This window comes from Bradyrhizobium sp. LB14.3 (genome assembly GCF_040547985.1).
In the GTDB taxonomy this organism is placed as follows: Bacteria; Pseudomonadota; Alphaproteobacteria; order Rhizobiales; family Xanthobacteraceae; genus Bradyrhizobium.
Window position 1 is genome coordinate 107,543 of record NZ_JBEPQT010000013.1, and the last position, 18,977, is coordinate 126,519.

At 65.1% G+C, this 18,977-nt stretch carries 19 protein-coding genes; 1 reads left to right on the plus strand and 18 read right to left on the minus strand.

Annotated elements, in window-relative coordinates; all coding sequences use genetic code 11:
* Nucleotides 1-4: 4 nt before the first annotated feature.
* Both nusA and rimP read right to left on the minus strand, forming a co-directional pair.
* Nucleotides 5-1,615, minus strand: coding sequence for a transcription termination factor NusA (gene nusA / locus ABIB00_RS23100; protein ID WP_247444563.1), 1,611 nt, complete (start codon nt 1,613-1,615; stop codon nt 5-7).
* A gap of 2 nt (nt 1,616-1,617) precedes the next feature.
* Entirely contained in the window at nt 1,618-2,397 is a 780-nt protein-coding gene (gene rimP, locus ABIB00_RS23105) for a ribosome maturation factor RimP (protein WP_354106016.1), read from the minus strand.
* 365 nt (nt 2,398-2,762) lie between these two features.
* Here rimP and ABIB00_RS23110 point away from each other — a divergent pair, with 365 nt between their 5' ends.
* Nucleotides 2,763-3,845: a DUF2336 domain-containing protein gene (locus ABIB00_RS23110; RefSeq protein ID WP_354105965.1), complete on the plus strand. Its 1,083-nt coding sequence runs from the start codon at nt 2,763-2,765 to the stop codon at nt 3,843-3,845.
* On the opposite strand, the gene ABIB00_RS23115 is transcribed toward ABIB00_RS23110, so the two are convergent.
* The 16 genes from ABIB00_RS23115 to murJ form a co-directional block, all read right to left on the minus strand.
* Nucleotides 3,842-4,552: a tRNA (guanine(46)-N(7))-methyltransferase TrmB gene (locus ABIB00_RS23115; RefSeq protein WP_247444566.1), complete on the minus strand. Its 711-nt coding sequence runs from the start codon at nt 4,550-4,552 to the stop codon at nt 3,842-3,844. The genes ABIB00_RS23110 and ABIB00_RS23115 overlap by 4 nt on opposite strands.
* A complete protein-coding gene (locus ABIB00_RS23120; RefSeq protein ID WP_354105966.1) occupies nt 4,549-5,706 on the minus strand; it encodes a M20 family metallopeptidase in 1,158 nt (385 codons plus the stop codon). The genes ABIB00_RS23115 and ABIB00_RS23120 overlap by 4 nt, the downstream gene beginning before the upstream one ends.
* 85 nt (nt 5,707-5,791) lie before the next feature.
* Nucleotides 5,792-6,205: a helix-turn-helix domain-containing protein gene (locus tag ABIB00_RS23125; protein WP_007603895.1), complete on the minus strand. Its 414-nt coding sequence runs from the start codon at nt 6,203-6,205 to the stop codon at nt 5,792-5,794.
* A 219-nt stretch (nt 6,206-6,424) separates the two neighbouring features.
* Nucleotides 6,425-8,038, minus strand: a complete 1,614-nt coding sequence (gene lnt, locus ABIB00_RS23130) for an apolipoprotein N-acyltransferase (protein WP_354105967.1) — start codon at nt 8,036-8,038, stop codon at nt 6,425-6,427.
* Nucleotides 8,035-9,153, minus strand: coding sequence for a hemolysin family protein (locus ABIB00_RS23135; protein ID WP_247352860.1), 1,119 nt, complete (start codon nt 9,151-9,153; stop codon nt 8,035-8,037). The genes lnt and ABIB00_RS23135 overlap by 4 nt, the downstream gene beginning before the upstream one ends.
* 1 nt (nt 9,154) lies before the next feature.
* The gene (gene ybeY, locus ABIB00_RS23140; protein WP_354048956.1) at nt 9,155-9,664 is read right to left on the minus strand and encodes an rRNA maturation RNase YbeY; all 510 of its coding nucleotides are present in this window, start codon (nt 9,662-9,664) and stop codon (nt 9,155-9,157) included.
* Between the two features lie 62 nt (nt 9,665-9,726).
* On the minus strand, nt 9,727-10,788 hold the full coding sequence (locus ABIB00_RS23145; protein ID WP_247352864.1) for a PhoH family protein: 1,062 nt from the start codon (nt 10,786-10,788) through the stop codon (nt 9,727-9,729).
* A 4-nt stretch (nt 10,789-10,792) separates the two neighbouring features.
* On the minus strand, nt 10,793-12,187 hold the full coding sequence (gene miaB, locus ABIB00_RS23150) for a tRNA (N6-isopentenyl adenosine(37)-C2)-methylthiotransferase MiaB (protein WP_354105968.1): 1,395 nt from the start codon (nt 12,185-12,187) through the stop codon (nt 10,793-10,795).
* Nucleotides 12,188-12,377: 190 nt separating this feature from the next.
* Complete coding sequence (locus tag ABIB00_RS23155) at nt 12,378-13,058, minus strand: HAD family hydrolase (RefSeq protein ID WP_354105969.1); 681 nt, start codon at nt 13,056-13,058, stop codon at nt 12,378-12,380.
* Nucleotides 13,059-13,514 (minus strand): Fur family transcriptional regulator, encoded by a 456-nt coding sequence (locus ABIB00_RS23160; protein ID WP_354105970.1) that lies wholly within the window; start codon nt 13,512-13,514, stop codon nt 13,059-13,061. It abuts the gene before it with no gap.
* 39 nt (nt 13,515-13,553) lie between these two features.
* Entirely contained in the window at nt 13,554-14,039 is a 486-nt protein-coding gene (gene rimI / locus ABIB00_RS23165; RefSeq protein ID WP_247352871.1) for a ribosomal protein S18-alanine N-acetyltransferase, read from the minus strand.
* A complete protein-coding gene (tsaB, locus tag ABIB00_RS23170) occupies nt 14,036-14,731 on the minus strand; it encodes a tRNA (adenosine(37)-N6)-threonylcarbamoyltransferase complex dimerization subunit type 1 TsaB (protein WP_354105971.1) in 696 nt (231 codons plus the stop codon). Before tsaB ends, rimI begins: the two co-directional genes overlap by 4 nt.
* A gap of 171 nt (nt 14,732-14,902) precedes the next feature.
* Nucleotides 14,903-15,472, minus strand: a complete 570-nt coding sequence (locus ABIB00_RS23175) for a NifU family protein (protein ID WP_354105972.1) — start codon at nt 15,470-15,472, stop codon at nt 14,903-14,905.
* A 172-nt stretch (nt 15,473-15,644) separates the two neighbouring features.
* Complete coding sequence (locus tag ABIB00_RS23180; RefSeq protein ID WP_354105973.1) at nt 15,645-16,139, minus strand: universal stress protein; 495 nt, start codon at nt 16,137-16,139, stop codon at nt 15,645-15,647.
* Between the two features lie 108 nt (nt 16,140-16,247).
* The gene (trpS, locus tag ABIB00_RS23185; RefSeq protein WP_354105974.1) at nt 16,248-17,300 is read right to left on the minus strand and encodes a tryptophan--tRNA ligase; all 1,053 of its coding nucleotides are present in this window, start codon (nt 17,298-17,300) and stop codon (nt 16,248-16,250) included.
* A gap of 73 nt (nt 17,301-17,373) precedes the next feature.
* Entirely contained in the window at nt 17,374-18,924 is a 1,551-nt protein-coding gene (gene murJ / locus ABIB00_RS23190; protein ID WP_354105975.1) for a murein biosynthesis integral membrane protein MurJ, read from the minus strand.
* Nucleotides 18,925-18,977: the final 53 nt, after the last annotated feature.

Below are 18,977 nucleotides of genomic sequence, written 5' to 3' on the forward strand. Positions count from 1 at the left end.
CGCCCTAAGCCGGCTGATCTTCGGCCGCCTCGGCCTCCTCAGCCGGCTTGGCGAGATCGGCCTCGGTGATCCAGCCGGCCTTGACGCGGGCCTGCATGATCATCGCTTCGGCATCGTCACGGGAGATCTCGAGGCCGTCGAGCGCGCCCGGATATTTGGTCTGCTCGCCGCCTTCCTTGCGCTCGGTCCAGCCGACCAGATCGTCAGTGGCGCAGCCGGCGAGGTCGTCGACCGTCTTGATGTCGTTCTCGCCGAATTTCACCAGCATCTTCGAGGTGACGCCGGGCACGTCCTTGACGGCGTCCTCGACGCCGAGCTCCTTGCGCCTGGCCTCGATCTCGGCTTCCAGCTGTTCGAGATATTCACGAGCGCGGTTCTGGAGTTCCTGTGCAGTCTCCTCGTCGAAGCCCTCGATGCCGGCGAGCTCCTTAAGGTCCACCATCGCGAGTTCCTCGACCGAGGTGAAGCCTTCGGACGCCAGCAATTGACCGACCACTTCGTCGACATTGAGCGATTCCATGAAGACGCGGGTGGAGTTCTCGAAGTCGGCCTGGCGGCGCTCCGATTCCTCCTGCTCGGTCAGGATGTCGATGTCCCAGCCGGTGAGCTGCGAGGCCAGACGCACGTTCTGGCCGCGGCGACCGATCGCCAGCGAGAGCTGGTTGTTGGTGTCGGGCACGACGACCTCGATGCGCTCGCGGTCTTCGTCGATGACGACCTTGGAGACTTCGGCCGGCGCCAGCGCGTTGACCACGAAGGTCGCGATGTCGGGCGACCAGGGGATGATGTCGATCTTCTCGCCCTGCAATTCGTTCACCACCGCCTGCACGCGCGAACCGCGCATACCGACGCAGGCGCCGACCGGATCGACCGAGGAATCGCGGGAAATCACGCCGATTTTCGCGCGCGAGCCGGGATCGCGGGCAACCGCCTTGATCTCGACGATGCCGTCATAGATCTCGGGTACTTCCTGCGCGAACAGTTTTGCCATGAACTGCGGATGGGTGCGGGAGAGGAAAATCTGCGGGCCGCGGGTCTCGCGGCGGACGTCGAAGATGTAGGCGCGGACGCGGTCACCGTTGCGGAACACTTCGCGCGGCAGCATCTCGTCGCGGCGGATGATGGCCTCGCCGCGGCCGAGATCGACGATCACGCTGCCATATTCGACGCGCTTGACGACGCCGTTGACGATGTCGCCGATGCGGTCCTTGAATTCCTGATATTGCCGGTCGCGCTCGGCTTCGCGCACCTTCTGCACGATCACCTGCTTGGCCGACTGCGCGGCGATGCGGCCATATTCCAGCGGCGGCAGGGTGTCTGCGATGGTGTCGCCGACCTGGGCACCGGGATTGGCGCGCTGCGCATCCACCAGCGAGATCTGGTTGGAATGGTTTTCGACCGTCTCGACCACCAGCATATGGCGCGACAGCCGCAGCTCGCCCTTCTTCGGGTCGATCTCGGCGTGAACATCAGTCTCGCTGCCGTAACGTGCCCGTGCCGCCTTGGCGATGGCGTCCTCCATCGCCGCGATCACGATGCCGCGGTCGATCGATTTCTCGCGTGCAACAGCGTCGGCGATCTGGAGCAATTCAAGTCGATTGGCGCTGACTGCCATGGCTAGTCTCCTTCGTCAGGATCGATCTCGCCCCGTCGCGCGCGTTCGGCGGCCAGGCGATGTTTCTTGGTATTGGTCGGGGCCGGCTTCTTTGTAGTGGTCGGCGCCGGCTTCTTTGTCGGCTTCGTGTTCTTGGTCGTTTTTTCGCTGATGCCGGCGTGCGGTGCAGCCGGCGGCTCCAGGCCCAGATTGCGGCGCATCTCGCGTGCCTGGGCCTTGCCGCGGCGCATGGATTCCGCGATCAGCTCGTCGGTCAGCACCAGCCGTGCCTCGGCGATATCCTCCATCGTCAGGAGAACGTCGGCAGCCTCATCCGCCTTGACGTCGTCGCGATGCAGATGCACGCGATCGCCTTCGACGGGACCGATCGTGCCGCGGAACCGCTTCCGCCCCTCATGGGCGACCGCCATCTCGACCTTCACCAGATGCCCGGCATAACGCTCGAAATCGGAGCGGCGAACCAGCGGGCGGTCGATTCCCGGGGAAGAGATTTCCAGCCGATAGGCGCGATCGACGGGGTCGGCGACGTCGAGCACGGGCGACAGCGCCCGCGAGATCGCCTCGCAATCCTCGATCTGCATCGAGCCGTCCGGCCGCTCGGCCATGACCTGCACGGTGCAGCCGGATTCCCCGGAAATGCGGATCCGCACCAGGCGGTAGCCCATGCCTTCGAGCACTGGCCCCGCGACCGCGGACACCCGTGCCGCCACGCCCGGCTCGACCACGAGCCTCGGCTCGGCCAGCAGTTCGGCATCCGTGGAACCAGAGTTCGGCTCGGTCATGTCAGGGGTCAAGGCGCTCGATATGGTTAAGGCTTGGTTTAAGATTTCAAAGCCCGTTCGGAACTCTCCCGACAGATCGCCGGGCCGCACACCTTCCGCCAAGCCGCGTTCAGGTAATAAAAAAGAGCGGGTCCTTTCGGGCCCACTCTCATTACGCGGATCGTATGAGAAGATGAATTGGCGGTGATATAGCCCTTTCCGTCTTCCCGGACAAGGCCCATCGCAGGGCAGGCGAGGGCTTTTTGCGACCGGGCTGCGGCCCCCCGCGCAACGCTTCCTTCATCTAGGAGGCCTAAATTCCCTGATTGTGGGGCGGCTTGGGCCAAGGGCGCGCCCGCGGCGTGCCCTATACGAGTTGCGTTTTCATGACCGTTGCCACGTCTCTTATTCCCGGACTGGACGATATCGTCAAACGCGGCGACCCGCGGCGTCGCGGCGAGATCGCGCGCGCCATCTCCCAATTGTTCTTTCAGGATGCTGAGAAGCTCCGTCCCGATGTCGTCGATCTCTTCGACAATCTGCTGATCGATCTCGTCCCGCACGCCGAGCTCGCCTCGCGCGTCGATCTCGCCGAACGCTTCTCGCTGCTGACCAATGCGCCACGGCATCTGGTGAGCCAGCTCGCGCGCGAAAACGAGATCACGGTGGCGGGCCCGGTGTTGCGCCGTTCGCCCGTGCTCGACGAAGCCGCCCTCGTCGAGATCGCGCGGCTGAAGGGCCAGGGCCATCTGCTGGCGATGACCGAGCGCCCCACACTGTCGGCTGTCGTCACCGACGTGCTGGTCGAGCGCGGCGATCGCGATGTGGTGCGCCGCGCCGCGGGCAATGCCGGCGCGGTGTTCTCGCCCGGCAGCTATTCCGAGCTGATCAAGCGTGCCGCGCAGGACGGCGTGCTGACGCTCAAGATCGGTCAGCGCAGCGATCTTTCAGGCGAGAACCTGAAACAGCTTCTCGACGGCACGCTCGACGTCATCCGCCGCCGCCTCTCGAGCGTGGTCAATCCCGTGCGTCAGGTCGAGATCAAGCGCGCCATGGCGGCGATCGAGGAGGCCACGCTGCCGCCGGGCCCGCGTCGCGATTTCTCGGGGGCACAGCGCACGGTGCTGGCCTTGCATCGCGAGGGCCATCTTGGCGAGAGCGCGCTGCTTGGCTTCGCCAAGGCTCACAAATATGAGGAGTCGATCGCCTCGCTTTCGGCGCTGTCCGGCGTTCGCCTCTCGATCCTCGAGCGCTTGGTCGCGGGTGATCGGTACGATCCAATTCTGGTGCTGGGACGCGTGCTGAATCTCGGCTGGCCGACTGTGCGCGCGCTCATCCTGCTGTGGTACGGACCGCACCGCACGCCGGCGGATGCCGACCTCGAGGCGGCGCGCGCGAATTTCACGCGCTTGATGCCGACGACCGCCGAGCGCGTCGTCAATTTCTGGCGCAATCGGCAGACGATCTAAACCCGCCTGAATCGCAGATACGCCGCCTTGCGGCCTTCGCGCGTCGCCTTTCGGCCATAGCGCGTCATCGTGTAGCCGTCCCACGGCAGGCGAAAATCATCGGCGCGCTCCGCGAGCCAGACAAAGTCCTGCGAGCGCACCAGATGCGACAGCGTCCAGGCGCAGTAATCGTCGATGTCGCAGACAAAACGGAATTCGCCGCCGGCTTTCAGCACGCGCGCCATCGCCGCGATGGTCCGGTCCTGGACGAAGCGCCGCTTCCAGTGCCGCCGTTTCGGCCAGGGATCGGGATGGATCAGGTCGATCCGCGACAGCGAAGCCTTCGGCAGCCAGGCCAGGAGCTCGGCGGCATCGCCTGCGAACAGACGGATGTTGCCGATGCTGGCTGCCTCGATCTGCGCGAGGATCTTCGCCATGCCGTTGACATAGGGCTCGCAGCCGATGAAGCCGGTTGTGACGAAGTTTTGCGCTTCCGCCGCAAGATGCTCGCCGCCGCCGAAGCCGATCTCGAGCCGCACGTCGTCGGCCGCGGGGGTGAATATCTCGCGGGCATCCGCCGGTGCTTCACTGTCGATGGCGAGCGCAAGACGCGGCAGCAGATGACCGATCAGCTCGGCCTGGTGCTGCCTGAGCTTGTGGCCCTTGCGGCGTCCGAAGAACGCACGCTCGCTGTCATCGCGACCGGGATCTGATTTGCGTTCGCTCATCGCAGCGTCTGGTACAGGCGATGGAGCAGCCGCGCGCGCGGTTCGAGCGATGAGACATAGAGCTGCTCATAATGGGTGTGCGCGCCCTTGCCGTCGACGCCGAGCCCGTCGAGCGTTGCGGTGTGGGCGGCGGTGAAATTGCCGTCCGAGCCGCCGCCGGTGTGAGCGTCGACCAGCTCGAAGCCGATCTCCGTGGCGACAGTCTTCGCATGTTCGTACAGCGATGCGCCTGCATTGCTCTTCTCGTAAGGCGGACGATTGAGCCCGCCCGTGACCTTGACGGTGACGCCATCCGTCTTCGATGTCAGGGCGAGGATCTTGCCGACGAATTCGTCCGCGTCCTTGAAGCTCAGCACGCGCAGATCGATTTCGGCATGGGCTTCTTCCGGCGTCACGTTGGGCCGCGTGCCGCCACGCACCACGCCGACATTGACGGTGACGCCGCGCGCCAGATCGTTCATCGCTTCCAGCGCCAGGATGACGTTGGCAAGCTCGCGGATCGCGCTGCGGCCGTCCTGGGGCCGCGTGCCGGCATGTGCGGGCACACCCTTGATAAAGACTTCGAATCGTCCGACGCCCTTGCGGCCGGTGACGATCTTGCCGCCGTCGCGCGCCGGCTCCGTCACCAGCACGTATTTGGCCTTGCGCCCTTCCGTCTCGATCAGTGCACGAGAGGTGGGGCTGCCGATCTCCTCGTCGGAAGTGAACATGTGGGTGATGCCGAGCGGTGAGCGATCGGCCGTGGCGCAAAGCGCGCGAAAGGCCTGATGGGCAATGTAGGCGCCGCCCTTCATGTCGTAGATGCCGGGACCGAACGCGCTGTCGCCTTCGACCTTGAACGGCAGGCGCTCGATGAACCCCATGGGGTGAACGGTATCGAGGTGGCTCAGCACCAGGATGCCCGGCCGGTCCTGGCCCCAGGTCGAGCGCGCCACGAGATGATCACCGCAGCCATCGACGCCGGCGACGCGCTCGAGCGTAACAGGGAGATCGCGGTATTGCTCCGCGACCATGGAGATCAGCTTGTTGACCTGTTCAGGCGCTTCCGTTGGCGTCTCGACCTCCACCCAGCGGCGGATGCCATCGAGAATAGTTTGGGAATCGAACCAATTGGAGCTGGTCATGGGCGCATCTGTGCCTTTGAATCTCATCATCGGGAAGGACGCGCATCAAAGCGCGGCCGCAAATGACGACATAGGCCAGATTTGACGCAGTCTCAAATCCGATTGAGACGGCGCGTCAGCGCTTGTCAGGGCCTTCGCGAGCCGCGATCTGCTCGACGAGATCGACGATCGAGCGGCGCATCTTCGAATCGGTGATTCGGGTGAACGCCTTGGTCAAAGCGAGTCCTTCGGAAGTCGCGAGGAAGTCCGAGACGTAAGACGGCGATGCGCCTTCGCTGAAGCCATCCGGACCCGGCACGCCGCTCGGACCGCCCTCGAACAGGAACGACACCGGCACCTGGAGAATCTCGGCAATTTGCTGGATGCGGCTCGCGCCGACCCGGTTGGTGCCCTTCTCGTATTTCTGGACCTGCTGGAAAGTCAGCCCCAAAGCTTCACCGAGCTTTTCCTGGCTCATGCCCAACATGATGCGGCGCATCCGCACGCGACTGCCGACATATTTGTCAACAGGGTTGGGCGCTTTCGACATTTCCTCAGCCCTCCAAACATCACCTTCGGCGCAATCAGGAATGCCTCAGGTGTCAGCAACGTCAAAATCAAACCCTGTTATTGAGAAACATTGCGGAGAAATTTAGCAATGCCCACTGTCTTTTGCAGATGGTGCAGAATGAGGAGGCCGCGTGCAGTCTGTCAACCGTGGGACTACGGTTGTCAAAAGTTTCCGGCCGCATCGGCCGCGACGGCGTGATCAAGGGTGCCGTTTGGCAACACGTCGGCGGACCGCCAGAAATATGGCCAGCGCGACGAGCATGGCCGCGGGCATATCGCCCACCCGCGCATAGACCGTCGGCGGGATCGCGGCGGGCAGGTTTGCGTCCAATATGCCTTCGATTCCGAGACCGAGACTGGCGACGGTGCGTCCCACCGGATCGACGACCGCGGAGACGCCGGTATTCGCGGAGCGGACCAGCGGCAATCCGAGCTCGATCGCGCGCATCCGCGCCTGCTCCAGGTGTTGATAGGGGCCGGTCGAGATACCGAACCAGCCGTCATTGGTGAGATTCACGATCCAGCCCGGACGCTCATTGCGTCCAGCCACCTCGCCGGGAAAGATTGCTTCGTAGCAGATCAGCGGCAGCGCAGGCGGCGCGCCGGGGACCGGCAGGGCATGGCGCACGGTGCCTGGAATGAAGCCGCCGCGCACACGCGTGAGTTGCTCAAAACCGAGCTTCTCCATCAGACCTTGGTACGGAAGAAATTCGCCGAACGGCACCAAATGCAGCTTGTCGTACACCGCGAGCACGCTGGCGTCGTGGTCGATCACGTAGATCGAATTATAGGCGCGGGTGATCGGCGTGCCGCGCGGCAGGTCGGGCGCGCGGACCGAGCCCGTGATCAGTACCGTGCCCCTGGGCAGAAGCTCGGCGATTTGCGCCATCGCATCGGCTTCGCGGGTCAGGAAGAACGGAAACGCGGATTCCGGCCAGATCAGGATGGTGGCATCGCGTACACCGGTCGATTGCGGTCCGGAGGCGCGATCGGACAAGGCCAGATATTTCTTCATCACCTCCGCCTTGGCGGCGTAGTTGAATTTCGCGTCTTGCTGGAGATCCGGCTGCATCAGGCGCAGCTTGATGCCCGCGACCATCGTGGTCGGATACACCGACAGGCGAATCGCGCCGAAGATGCTCATGACAAGCAGGAGCACCACGGCCGCGGCCGGCACGCGCCACGCCAGGCGGCGATCGGGCGTGCGGTCGATCAGCGTTGCAGGGCTCGCGAAGATCGCAACCGCCAGGAACGTCATGCCCCACAGCCCGATCAGCGAGGCCGTTTGTGCCAGCGGCAGCGGCTCGGACAGCGCGTAGCCGAACGCGTTCCAGGGAAAGCCGGTCAGCGCGTGACCGCGTAGCCATTCGGTGATGGTGAGGCTTGCCGCGAGCGCAAGCACGCGCGTGGCGTTCTTGGTCCAGAGCAGGCGGGCGAGCGCAAAGCCCATCGCCGTGAAGATGGAAAGATAGGCCGGCAGGCCCAGCACGGCGAACGGCGTCAGCCAGGCGAACACATCGGCGTCGACGAAGAAGGCGTAGCCGATCCAATAAAGGCCGGGGACGAAATAGCCGAGCCCGAACCAGTAGCCGGTCAGCGCCGCGGCGGGGACGCCGCCATATCGCCCGGCGCCGGCGCCGTCGATCAGCCAGACCAGCACCGGGAACGTGATGAACAGCACCGGGAAGGCGTTGAACGGCGCCAGCGCCAGCACCGAGAGCGCCCCGGCCGCCATGGCGACGAGCGCGCGCTTCCATCCCCAGGTGAGGATAATGGCAAGCGCGATCTGGCGAAGTCGCTGGAACGGGCTCACTGCGGACCGGTCCCGTCGCTTGGCGGCGGGGTGGGGGTGTCGCTGGCCGTCGGCTGGCTGCCATCCGGCGCAGTCTCGCGGCGCCGGCTCTCGCGCTGGGTCCGCGGCGCGGGACGCTCCTTCCGCGTCGAAATCCGCAATCGCTTGACGCGGCGCGGGTCGGCATCGAGCACCTCGATCTCGTAATGGCCGGGGCCCGAGATCACCTCGCCGCGCACCGGCAGGCGCCCGACGAAGCTGACGAGATAGCCGCCCAGCGTCTCCACTTCCTCGCCGGCCTCCCCGGTGACGAAGTCCTGGCCGATCACGGTGCGGACGTCGTCGAGGCTGGCGCGGGCATCGGCGATGAAGGCGTTGTCGGGCAGCCGCACGATCGAGGGCGGCTCGTCGCTGTCATGCTCGTCGTCGATCTCGCCGACGATCTGCTCGACGATGTCCTCGAGCGAGACCAGCCCGTCGCTGCCGCCATATTCGTCGACCACCAGCGCCAGATGGATGCGGGTGGCCTGCATCTGCGCGAGCAGATCGATCGCCCGCATCGACGGCGGGACGTAGAGCAGCTTGCGGATGATGCGCGCTTCTTCGAGCGGCAGCGCGAGATCGACCGTACGCAGATCGAGCCCGGCCGGCAGCGGTTTCTTGCGCTTGGTTTTGGTGACCCCCGACACGCGCGCGCGCGCGGTCATGAAGGCGAGTAAATCGCGGATGTGGACGATGCCGACAGGATCGTCGAGCGTCTCGTTGTAGACCACGAGGCGCGAATGGCCGGCGCTCTCGAAGCGGTCCATCAACTCGCCGAGCGGGATGTCGCGCTTCACCGCGATGATGTCGGCGCGATGCACCATGACGTCGGCGATGCGGCGCTCGTGCAGGCCGAGGATGTTGCGCAGCATGGTGCGCTCGACGGTCGAGAAGCCGGTGTCGTCGGGCGTCGTGGCGTCGAGCACGACCTGAAGGTCGTCGCGCACCGAGCCCGCCTTCCACCCGAACAAGGTCCGGATGGCGCGCAGCAGCCAGCCGTCTGCGCTCGGGCGCATCACCTCGCCTGAGGTCACCACGGCCGGCAAATTGGCCGTGTTGCGCGGATTGTCGTGAATTGGGTCGGAATCCGGCATCTCAATGCGTCCCCGGGCGGTCTGCGTAGGGGTCGGGAATGCCGAGATGAGCCAGGATCTCTCGCTCCAGCGCTTCCATTTCTTCCGCGTCGTCTTCGTTTTCGTGGTCGTAGCCGACCAGGTGCAGGAAACCATGCACGGCGAGATGGCTCAAATGATGATCGAACGGTTTCTGTTCCTCGTCCGCCTCACGCCGCATGGTCTCGTAGGCGATCGCGATGTCGCCGAGCATGCGCGGCGCATCGCCTGGTTTCCATTCGCCTTCCGGCTGGAGCGCGGGAAACGACAGCACGTTGGTCGGCTTGTCGATGCCGCGCCAGTTGCTGTTCAGGGTGCGGATGCCGACATCATCGGTCAGCATCACCGCCACTTCCGCCTCCGCAACGTCTTCGTCGACATTCTCGGCGGCGGCCGCCACGGCGCGCTGGATCACGGCTTCGGAATCGGGCTCGCTCTGCCAGCAATCGGCGACGACGAGGACCTCGGTATTGGGAAGATTGGGGTGTGACATTGTCTTTGTTCGGAACGAAGGGGCGCCGTGTCTGTGCCCGCTATGGTCCGGCTGTTGTCCCGTCAGGATTTGTTGCCGGCGGCCGGCCGCTGCGGCAAGCCTTCGTAGGCAGAAACGATCCGCGCCACGAGTTCGTGGCGAATCACGTCCTCGGCCTTGAAATGAACTTGCGCAATGCCTTCGACGCCGCTCAGCAGGCGCGTCGCCTCGGCGAGACCCGAGGTCTGGCCGTTCGGCAAATCGATCTGCGAGGGATCGCCTGTCACGATCATGCGGCTGTTCTCGCCGAGACGCGTCAAAAACATCTTCATCTGCATCGACGTGGTGTTCTGCGCCTCGTCCAGGATGATGGCCGCGTTGGTCAGCGTGCGGCCGCGCATGAAGGCGAGCGGCGCGATCTCGATCTCGCCGGTCTGCAGCGCGCGCTCGACGATGCGCGCATCCATGAGGTCGTAGAGCGCGTCGTAGATCGGGCGCAGATAAGGATCGACCTTCTCGCGGAGATCGCCGGGCAAGAAGCCGAGCCGCTCGCCGGCTTCCACCGCCGGGCGCGACAGGATGATCTTGTCAACTTCCTTGCGCTCGAACAGTTGCGCGGCATGCGCGACCGCGAGCCAGGTCTTGCCGGTGCCGGCGGGGCCGATGCCGAACACTAGCTCGTGGCGCTTCAGCGCGCGGATGTAGGAATCCTGTGCCGCCGTGCGCGCGCGCACCGGGCGCTTGCGCAAATTGATGCTGTCGAAGGTGGATTTGGCCGACTTGGCATCGAACTCGAACAGCGAACCCTGCGCGATCACGGCGCGGATCGCGCCCTCGACCTCGCCCTGGTCGAGATCCTGTCCCTTCACGGCCTGTGCGTAGAGCGTCTCCAGCACGCGGCGCGCGGCATCGCAGCCGTCGCGTGAGCCGCCGATGGTGATGTGGTTGCCCTTGGAATCGACGACGACGCCGAGCCGCCGCTCGATTTGCGCCAGATGCTGGCCGTAGGGGCCGACCAGCGCGGATGCGGCGCGGTTGTCGTCGAAGTCGATGACGACCTGGGTCTCCGGTGGAACCTGCATGTCGCGGTCAAATTTGCGGCTGGGAGCGATAGAAGAAGACGAATCCGATGCGCTTTTGGGCAAGGGTTCAGGCTCCACTGGCTTGCGATAAAGCGGGCTCGCGCGCGTTGCGCGGCGTCACGAGCTCGCCGAGAAAGCTGTAGCGTTCGAGACTGTCGATCCGGACCGGCAGGATTTGTCCGATGATGTCGGGCGAGGCCATCACGTGCGCGGGCTGGAGGAACGCGGTGCGGCCGACGATCTGGCCGTCCTTGCGGGCCGGGCGTTCGAACAGCACGTCGACCGTTGAGCCAATCGCAGCCTTGTTGAAGGCCGATTGCTGGCTGTCGATCAGTTCCTGGAGCCGCTCCAATCGCTGGTCCATCTCGGCTGGGGACACCGTCTCCTGCATGTCCGCGGCCGGCGTTCCCGGCCGGGCGGAGTATTTGAACGAATACGCCGCAGCGTAGCCGATTTGCGCGACAAGCGCGAGTGTCGCGAGAAAATCTTGCTCGCTCTCGCCGGGGAAGCCGACGATAAAATCCGATGAAAAAGCAATGTCTTGGCGCGCGGACCGGAAACGGTCGACAACACGCCGATAATCATCGGCGGTATGTTTCCGGTTCATGGCCGCCAAAATCCGGTCCGAGCCCGACTGGACCGGCAGGTGCACGAACGGCATCAGCGAATCGAGATCGCGATGGGCTGCAATCAAACTGTCATCGACGTCGCGGGGATGGCTGGTCGAATAGCGCAGCCGCGCGACGCCCGGGAGCGCCGCGAGGTGCTCCAGCAGTCTGCCGAGCGGCCAGCTTTTTCCGTCCGGCCCCTCGCCATGATAGGCGTTGACGTTCTGGCCGATCAGCGTGAGCTCGCGCACGCCGTTGTCGGCGAGCCGCTTCACGTCGTCGACGATCTTTGCCACCGGGCGCGAGACTTCCGAACCTCGCGTGTACGGCACGACGCAGAAGGTGCAGAACTTGTCGCAGCCTTCCTGGACCGTGACGAAGGCGGAAATGCCGCGGGCGCGGATCGCGTCGGGCTTGGGCTGGGCGAGGAAGCCGAACTTGTTCGCGGCCGGAAATTCGGTCTCGATCGCACGGCCTTCATTGCCGGCGCGCTTCAACAGCTGCGGCAAATGATGATAGCTCTGCGGGCCGACCACGACGTCGACCGCGGGTGCACGGCGCACGATCTCCTCGCCCTCGGCCTGCGCCACGCAGCCCGCGACAGCGATCTGCATGGTGCGGCCCGCGCGCGCAGCCTCGTCCTTGGCGATGCGCAGCCGGCCGAGCTCCGAGTAGACCTTCTCCGAGGCCTTCTCGCGGATATGGCAGGTGTTGAGGATGACGAGGTCGGCGTCATCAGCGCTGGCCGTCTCCACGAATCCTTCCGGGGCCAGCGTGTCCACCATGCGCTGGGCATCGTAGACGTTCATCTGGCAGCCATATGATTTGATGTGCAGCTTGCGCGGCGGCGTCATGGAACCCGGAGTTGAGGTGGAGGACAGCCCTCAAATATAGGCTGGAGCGGCGAAAATCCAGCGAATGGGTCCATCAAAGGCATTTCGGGGCGCCGCAAGCCAGGCAAGCCCCGAATCTCCACCTAAAACCTCCGGATTCCCGGTTCACGCGCTGGACGCGTCCCTCGGGACTGACGCCAGATGGCCGAAATCAACCCGTCAAGGCGTCCGCCGCGACCCGCCGGACCAGCTCCGGCAGCTGATGCATGTCGGCAAAGAGCAGGTCGGCGCCGGCCCGATGCAATGTTTCGGCATGGCCCTCGCGGCAATGGCTCCCGCCGTGAAAGCCGAACACCGTCATCCCGGCCGCCCGCGCGCCGGTAATTCCGGCCAGGCTGTCCTCGATCACGACGCAGCGCTCGGGCGGCACGCCCATCTCGTTCGCTGCGAACAGGAACAGGTCCGGTGCCGGCTTGCCGTTCTTCACCTGGGAAGCCGAGAAGATATTTGGCGCGAGGCGCTCGTAGAGGCCCGTGCTTCCCAGGCTCACGCGCATGCGCTGATGCGAGCCGCTCGAGGCGACGCAGACGCGCTGGTTGATGACGTCAAGCACATCGCGAATGCCGCGGATCGCCTCAAGGTCGGCTTCGAACGCGCGGAACAGCTCGTCCTGCAGGTCGCCGTGATAGGCTTCGGGCAGCTTGCGGCCGAGCTCGGTCTCGATCTCGAGATTGGCTTGCCGCGTCGAGCGGCCGAGAAAGCGCTCGAACACCTGATCCGAGGTAATTGAATAGCCGTGTCGCGTCAGCACATCTGCATGCGCGCGGCAGGAGATCACCTCGCTGTCCACGAGCACGCCGTCGCAATCGAAGATGATGAGGTCGATGGGCACTTAACTTGTGGGTTTGTCGTCGTCGAGCGGGACGCAATAGAGTTCGAGCCGGTGGTCGACCAGCTTGTAACCGAGCTTGCGGGCGATCTCCGCCTGGAGCTTCTCGATCTCTTCGGAGGTAAACTCGATCACCTTGCCGTCGCGCAGGTTGATGAGGTGGTCGTGATGGCTGTCGCGCATCTGCTCGTAGCGCGCGCGGCCTTCGCGGAAATCATGGCGCTCGATGATGCCCGCATCCTCGAACAATTTGACGGTGCGATACACGGTCGAGATCGAGATCTTGTCGTCGACCGCGACACAGCGACGGTATAATTCCTCGACGTCGGGATGATCGACCGCCTCCGCGAGCACGCGGGCGATGACACGGCGCTGCTCGGTCATGCGCATGCCCGTTGCGGCACAGCGCGCCTCGATGCCGGACGCCTTTGATTCGGAAGAAGGTTTCAGTACGGTCATAGATTTGTCTGCCTGGCGGGGCGCTTTCTGCCACCAATGTTACGACAAGTCACGTCGCATCAGAAGTGCGTTCAATTGTTCCCCGTTCGGCTGCTTATAGTAGCGTTCGCGGCGTCCGACCACCATGAATCCGGTTCGGTCATAGAGCCGCCGCGCCGGCTGGTTATTTTCCTCGACCTCGAGAAATATCGTGCGCACGCCACGTCCGGCCAGGTGGCCGAGATGGGTCATCAGCAGCGTGCGGGAGAGGCCGCGGCCGCGATGGGCCTGGTCGACCGCGATCGAGAGGATTTCCGCTTCGTCCGCGCCGATCCGCGACACCGCAAAGCCGATCGTGCTGCGGCCGAGGCGCAACCGGTGCACCAGCGTGTTGCGCTCACTGAGCATGCTCTCGAACTCGCCTTCGCCCCAGCCGCGCGCGAAGGAGGCGCCGTGAAGCTGCGCGAGCCGTGCGACGTCGCGCGCGACGGCCGGCTCGACAACGGCCGTGCCGCCGCGCCACCATTCCGACAACCATCTCATCATGAGCTTGTAGCTTGTGCTGCAAGCGGCAGGTGTGCGGCCGGCTTTGCATCGGGCGCGCGCAGATAGAACGGCCGAGCCGGATTTGTCTCGGGATCGGCCGCGGCGCCAAGCCACGCGACCCAGCCGATGTCAGGCGCGGGCTGCGCGTCGACCGCGACCGGCTGCGGGATATCTTTCGGCCAACGCTCGGCGAGGATTCTTGCGGCATTGCCGACCAGATGCGGCGCGCCGAATTGCGAGGCCGCGATCACCTCGTCGACGGACGCGACGCCCGGCCGTACCAGCTGGCTGCCGTCGCCGGCCACGATCTGGAAGTAGATGTGATCGTGCCGGGCATCGATCGCCGAGATCACCGGCGCCGTTCCGCTCTGGCCGACGACGGTGGCGGCATAGGCCGACAAGGTGGTCAGACCGACGGCGGGCCGCTTCGCAGCAAGCGCGAGGCCGCGGGCCGCCGAGATGCCGACGCGCAGGCCGGTGAAACTTCCGGGGCCCATGGTGACCGCGATGCGATCGAGCGAGGTGAAAGCGAGATTGGCTGATAGCATCACGCGCGCGATCATCGGCATCAGCGCTTCGGCGTGGCCGCGCTTCATCAGAAGCTGCTCCTGCGCGAGGAGCTGGCCGGCGTCGGTGTCGAGCACGGCGGCCGCGCACGCTTCCAGCGCGGTATCGATGGCAAGGATCAGCATAAGGCGATCATAGCATTGGCAATCGCATGATGCCCGATGTTCTTGCCGTCAAGGCCGGGCTTGTCCCGGCCATCCACGCCTTTGCGCTCCAAGAACGTGAATGCCGCGTGCCCGGCAGACCTCGTCGGACATGGTGGGCACGCTCGCGTTGGCCGCCCTAAGGCAGCTTGCCTACATCGGCCGGACTTCGACCACGTCGGGCACGAAATGCTTGAGCAGGTTCTGGATGCCGTGCTGGAGCGTCGCGGTCGATGACGGGCAGCCGGCGCAGGAGCCCTTCATGTTGAGATAGACGATACCGTCCTTGAAGCCGCGGAAAGTGATGTCGCCGCCGTCATTGGCGACCGCCGGCCGCACGCGGGTCTCGATCAGATCCTTGATCACGTCGACCGTCTCGGCATCGGCCTCGTCGAAGAATTCGTCCTCGCCATCTATATCGACATTGCTCGCGGTCGCACCGTCGGCGAGCAACGGCGTTCCGGACATATAGTGCTCCATGATGGCGCCGAGGATCGCGGGCTTGAGCTGCTGCCATTCACCGTTCGCCTTGGTCACGGTGATGAAGTCCGATCCATAGAACACACCGGTGACGCCGGGCACGTCGAACAGCTTTTCGGCGAGCGGCGAGCGTGCGGCCGATTCGCGGTTCGCAAATTCCATCGGACCGCCGTCGACCACGACGCGGCCGGGAATGAACTTCAGCGTGGCGGGATTGGGGGTGGCTTCGGTTTGAATGAACATGGTTTTCTCCAGACGTCACCGGTTCAAGGCCGGCGCGTGCTCTATCCACTAGCAGATGGCGATGGCGAACGCACGGTCAAGGGGTGAGTTGGCCGTTTACCTGTTATATCAGCGGGTTAGGGCGCCCGCTTCTCCCTCCCAGGGCAAGCGATGCGAGGTGAAGAGTAGCAGCCTACGACAGCGAATCCACGCTTTGGTCGCTCAGCGCGCCCGAAATGACCGTCACCGGCACCGGGAACGTGCCCAGCGCATGCGCGAGCAGCGCGATCAATGGCCCCGGTCCCTCCGCGCCCGGGTTCGCGGCGAGCACCAGCATGGCGATGTCGGGGTCCTCGTCGATAACCGCCAGCAGCTGTTCCAGCGCGCCGCCTTCGCGGATGACCCGCTCCGGCGTGATCGCGGCGATGCCGTTGGCGCGGCCGGCGGCACGGTCGAGGGCGGCTTCCGCCGCCTCATGCGCTTCGGCGCGCATGATGTCGGCGACCCCCAGCCATTCCTGGCTCTGCTGGTCGGGCTCGATGATGCGGAGCATCACCACGCCGCCGCCGGCGCGGATCGCCCAGCGACTGGCGTAATAAACCGCGCGATCCCACTCGGCGGTGTCGTCGACGATGACGAGGCATTTGGGCTTGTGACCCGGCTCGAAGCAAAGTCGCTTGCTGGTCATGCATGTCCCGGAATGTGCACGGTCGACATGCTGCCACACTCCGTCCCGCTTGGGGAGAGGAGAAGCGGCCGGCGCCGTGGCGTCGGCCGCGTTTCCTGAATGCGGGAATCAACGCCGGCGGATGAAGCCGACAATGTCCTTCGAGAGCTTCATGGTCTCATCGGCAATCGCGCGCGCCCGGTCGGCGCCGTCGTTCAGGATCGCCTCGATATGGCCGGGGTCGGCGACGAGGCGCTTCATCTCGCCGGCGATCGGCGCGAGTTTCGTGACGCACAAATCCACCAGCGCGTTCTTGAAGCTGGAGAATTGGCCGCCGCCGAAATCCCTGAGCACCTCGGCCTTGGAACGGCCGGAGAGGGCGGCGAAGATACCGACGAGATTGTCGGCCTCGGGGCGCGCTTCCAGTCCCTTTTCCTCGGTCGGCAGCGGCTCCGGGTCGGTCTTGGCCTTGCGAACCTTCTGCGCGATGGTATCGGCGTCGTCAGTCAGATTGATGCGCGAGTTATCGGACGCGTCCGACTTCGACATCTTCTTGGTGCCGTCACGCAAGCTCATCACGCGCGTGGCCGGGCCCGTGATCAAGGGCTCCGGCAGCGGGAAGAACAGGCCGTCATTGGCGCCCTGGCTGCGGATCGAGTCGGCGAAGTCGTTGTTGAATTTTTGAGCGATGTCGCGCGACAGTTCGAGATGCTGCTTCTGGTCCTCGCCGACCGGAACATGGGTGGCGCGGTAGAGCAGAATGTCGGCCGCCATCAGCACGGGATAGTCGAACAGCCCGACGGACGCATTCTCGCGATCCTTGCCGGCCTTCTCCTTGAACTGGGTCATGCGGCCCAGCCAGCCCATGCGCGCGACGCAGTTGAAGATCCAGGCGAGCTCGGCATGGCCCGAGACCTGGCTCTGGTTGAACACGATGTGCTTGCTTGGATCGATGCCGCTGGCGATGAACGCCGCGGTCACCTCGCGGGTGTTGCGCGCGAGCTCGACCGGTCCACCCCAGACGTCCACGCCCTGCGTGATCGCGTGCATGTCGACGACGCAATAGATGCAGTTGTGGGTTTCCTGCATCTTCACAAAGTTGACGATCGCGCCGAGATAATTGCCGAGGTGCAGATTGCCCGTCGGCTGGACGCCCGAAAAAACCCGTTCAACGAATGCCATGGCAGCTTTCCTGCAAGATACGGGGCGTCGTTTCCAACAGCGGCGCTGCCCCGTCAAGGGTATTTCGCTAACCTCAGGCGCCGGGACCGGGCCGGGCGGGGCGCTTCAAGGCGCCGGCCGCCTCGCGCCAGGAAGCGACGCCGAGGACTTGCAGGAGCATGCCATAGACGGTGATCCCCGCCGCGATCTGCAGGCCCAGCACAATGAAGCGGATCAGGCCATGGGCCTCGGCAGGCACAAGACCCACAGTCAGCCAGAGCAGGGCGCCCATGGCGGCTGCGGCGAGCACGATCCGGGGCAGCCGCTTGCGAGCGGCGGCGTCGACCGAGAAGCCGAATTCGCCCGTGCCTTTCCGGAGCAGGGAGATCGCGCTGCTCCAGGCGCCGGCCGCAATGCTCGCGGCGATTCCCGTCGCACCGAAGAAGTGCCCGAGCACGACGGCGAGCACGATCGTCACCACAAAGCCTTTGGCGGTTGCAAGCAGCGGCGTCATCGTGTCGCTGCGGGCATAGAACGCCGGCGACAGCGCCTTGATCAGCACATGCGCCGGCAGGCCCAGCGCCAGCCACATCAGTGCGCGCGCCGTGGCCGCGCTGTCCTCCGCACCGAAGGCGCCATGTTCGAACAGCATCCGCACGATCGGATCGGCCAGCACGATCAGGCCCAGCGTGGCCGGCAGCGCCAGCCCGGTCGCGAGTTCGAGCGCGCGCGATTCCGCGTGCGCGACCGCATCACGGTCGCCGCTGCTCACTGCGCGCGTCAGCTCCGGCACCAGCACCGTGCCCATGGCGACGCCGACAATACCGAGCGGCAGCTCGATCAGGCGGTTGGCGAAATAAAGCCAGGAGACCGCGGCCGGCGTGGCCGAGGCGATGACCGCGCCGGCAACCATCAGCCATTGCGGGCCGGAGCTCGCGATCATGCCCGGGATCGCCTTGGCGAAGAAGCCACGCATTTCCTTGCCGAAGCTCGCACGCAGCGGTGTCGCCAGGCGTGCACTTCGCTGCGACAGCAGCATCAGGAGTTGTAGCAGGCCGGCGATGCCGACGATGGCCGCCAGCATCCGCGCGGCGAAGGTTGCATCGGCGTGCCACAGCAGGAGTGCAGCGATCGCGGCGATCAGCGCAATGTTGAACAGCAGCGGTGAGAACGCGGTGAGGGCAAACCGCCCCTGCGCGTTGAGCAGACCCATCAGCACCGTGACGGGTCCCGCGAAGGCGAGATAAGGCAGCATCAGCCGCGCGTTCTGGACGGCGAGGTCGAGCATCGCGCTGCCGACGAAGCCCGGCGCGATGATCATGATGATCAGCGGCATGAGAACCGCGATCGCGATCGATATCGCGATCAGTCCCGCGCTGACCGTTCCGAGTACGCGTCCCGCAAACGCCGCCGCAGCGGCCTCGCCATCGCGGTCACGAACGCGCAGCCATGACGGGATCAGCGCCGCATTCAGGGCCCCCTCGCTGAGCAGGCGCCGCACCACGTTGACGAGTTGGAAAGCCGCCAGAAACGCGTCCGCCACCGCGCCGGTGCCGAGCAGCGCCGCGATCAGGGAATCGCGGGCAAAGCCGAGCAGTCGCGAGGCCAGCGTTCCCGTCGAGACAGTCAGGATGGAGCGGATCATCGGAGTTGTTATAATACCGTTGCTTGCTCGCGCGGGCCCGGTCGTGATAGGCC

Bases quoted from the DNA above. Each gene is read 5' to 3' on its own strand.
- ABIB00_RS23175 (WP_354105972.1), bottom strand. From the start codon at position 15,472: ATGTTCATTCAAACCGAAGCCACCCCCAATCCCGCCACGCTGAAGTTC.
- nusA (WP_247444563.1), bottom strand. From the start codon at position 1,615: ATGGCAGTCAGCGCCAATCGACTTGAATTGCTCCAGATCGCCGACGCT.
- ABIB00_RS23135 (WP_247352860.1), bottom strand. From the start codon at position 9,153: ATGCCGGATTCCGACCCAATTCACGACAATCCGCGCAACACGGCCAAT.
- ybeY (WP_354048956.1), bottom strand. From the start codon at position 9,664: ATGTCACACCCCAATCTTCCCAATACCGAGGTCCTCGTCGTCGCCGAT.
- rimP (WP_354106016.1), bottom strand. From the start codon at position 2,397: ATGACCGAGCCGAACTCTGGTTCCACGGATGCCGAACTGCTGGCCGAG.
- miaB (WP_354105968.1), bottom strand. From the start codon at position 12,187: ATGACGCCGCCGCGCAAGCTGCACATCAAATCATATGGCTGCCAGATG.
- ABIB00_RS23120 (WP_354105966.1), bottom strand. From the start codon at position 5,706: ATGATGAGATTCAAAGGCACAGATGCGCCCATGACCAGCTCCAATTGG.
- ABIB00_RS23180 (WP_354105973.1), bottom strand. From the start codon at position 16,139: ATGACCAGCAAGCGACTTTGCTTCGAGCCGGGTCACAAGCCCAAATGC.
- trpS (WP_354105974.1), bottom strand. From the start codon at position 17,300: ATGGCATTCGTTGAACGGGTTTTTTCGGGCGTCCAGCCGACGGGCAAT.
- ABIB00_RS23110 (WP_354105965.1), top strand. From the start codon at position 2,763: ATGACCGTTGCCACGTCTCTTATTCCCGGACTGGACGATATCGTCAAA.
- ABIB00_RS23125 (WP_007603895.1), bottom strand. From the start codon at position 6,205: ATGTCGAAAGCGCCCAACCCTGTTGACAAATATGTCGGCAGTCGCGTG.
- rimI (WP_247352871.1), bottom strand. From the start codon at position 14,039: ATGATGAGATGGTTGTCGGAATGGTGGCGCGGCGGCACGGCCGTTGTC.
- ABIB00_RS23160 (WP_354105970.1), bottom strand. From the start codon at position 13,514: ATGACCGTACTGAAACCTTCTTCCGAATCAAAGGCGTCCGGCATCGAG.
- ABIB00_RS23115 (WP_247444566.1), bottom strand. From the start codon at position 4,552: ATGAGCGAACGCAAATCAGATCCCGGTCGCGATGACAGCGAGCGTGCG.
- murJ (WP_354105975.1), bottom strand. From the start codon at position 18,924: ATGATCCGCTCCATCCTGACTGTCTCGACGGGAACGCTGGCCTCGCGA.
- tsaB (WP_354105971.1), bottom strand. From the start codon at position 14,731: ATGCTGATCCTTGCCATCGATACCGCGCTGGAAGCGTGCGCGGCCGCC.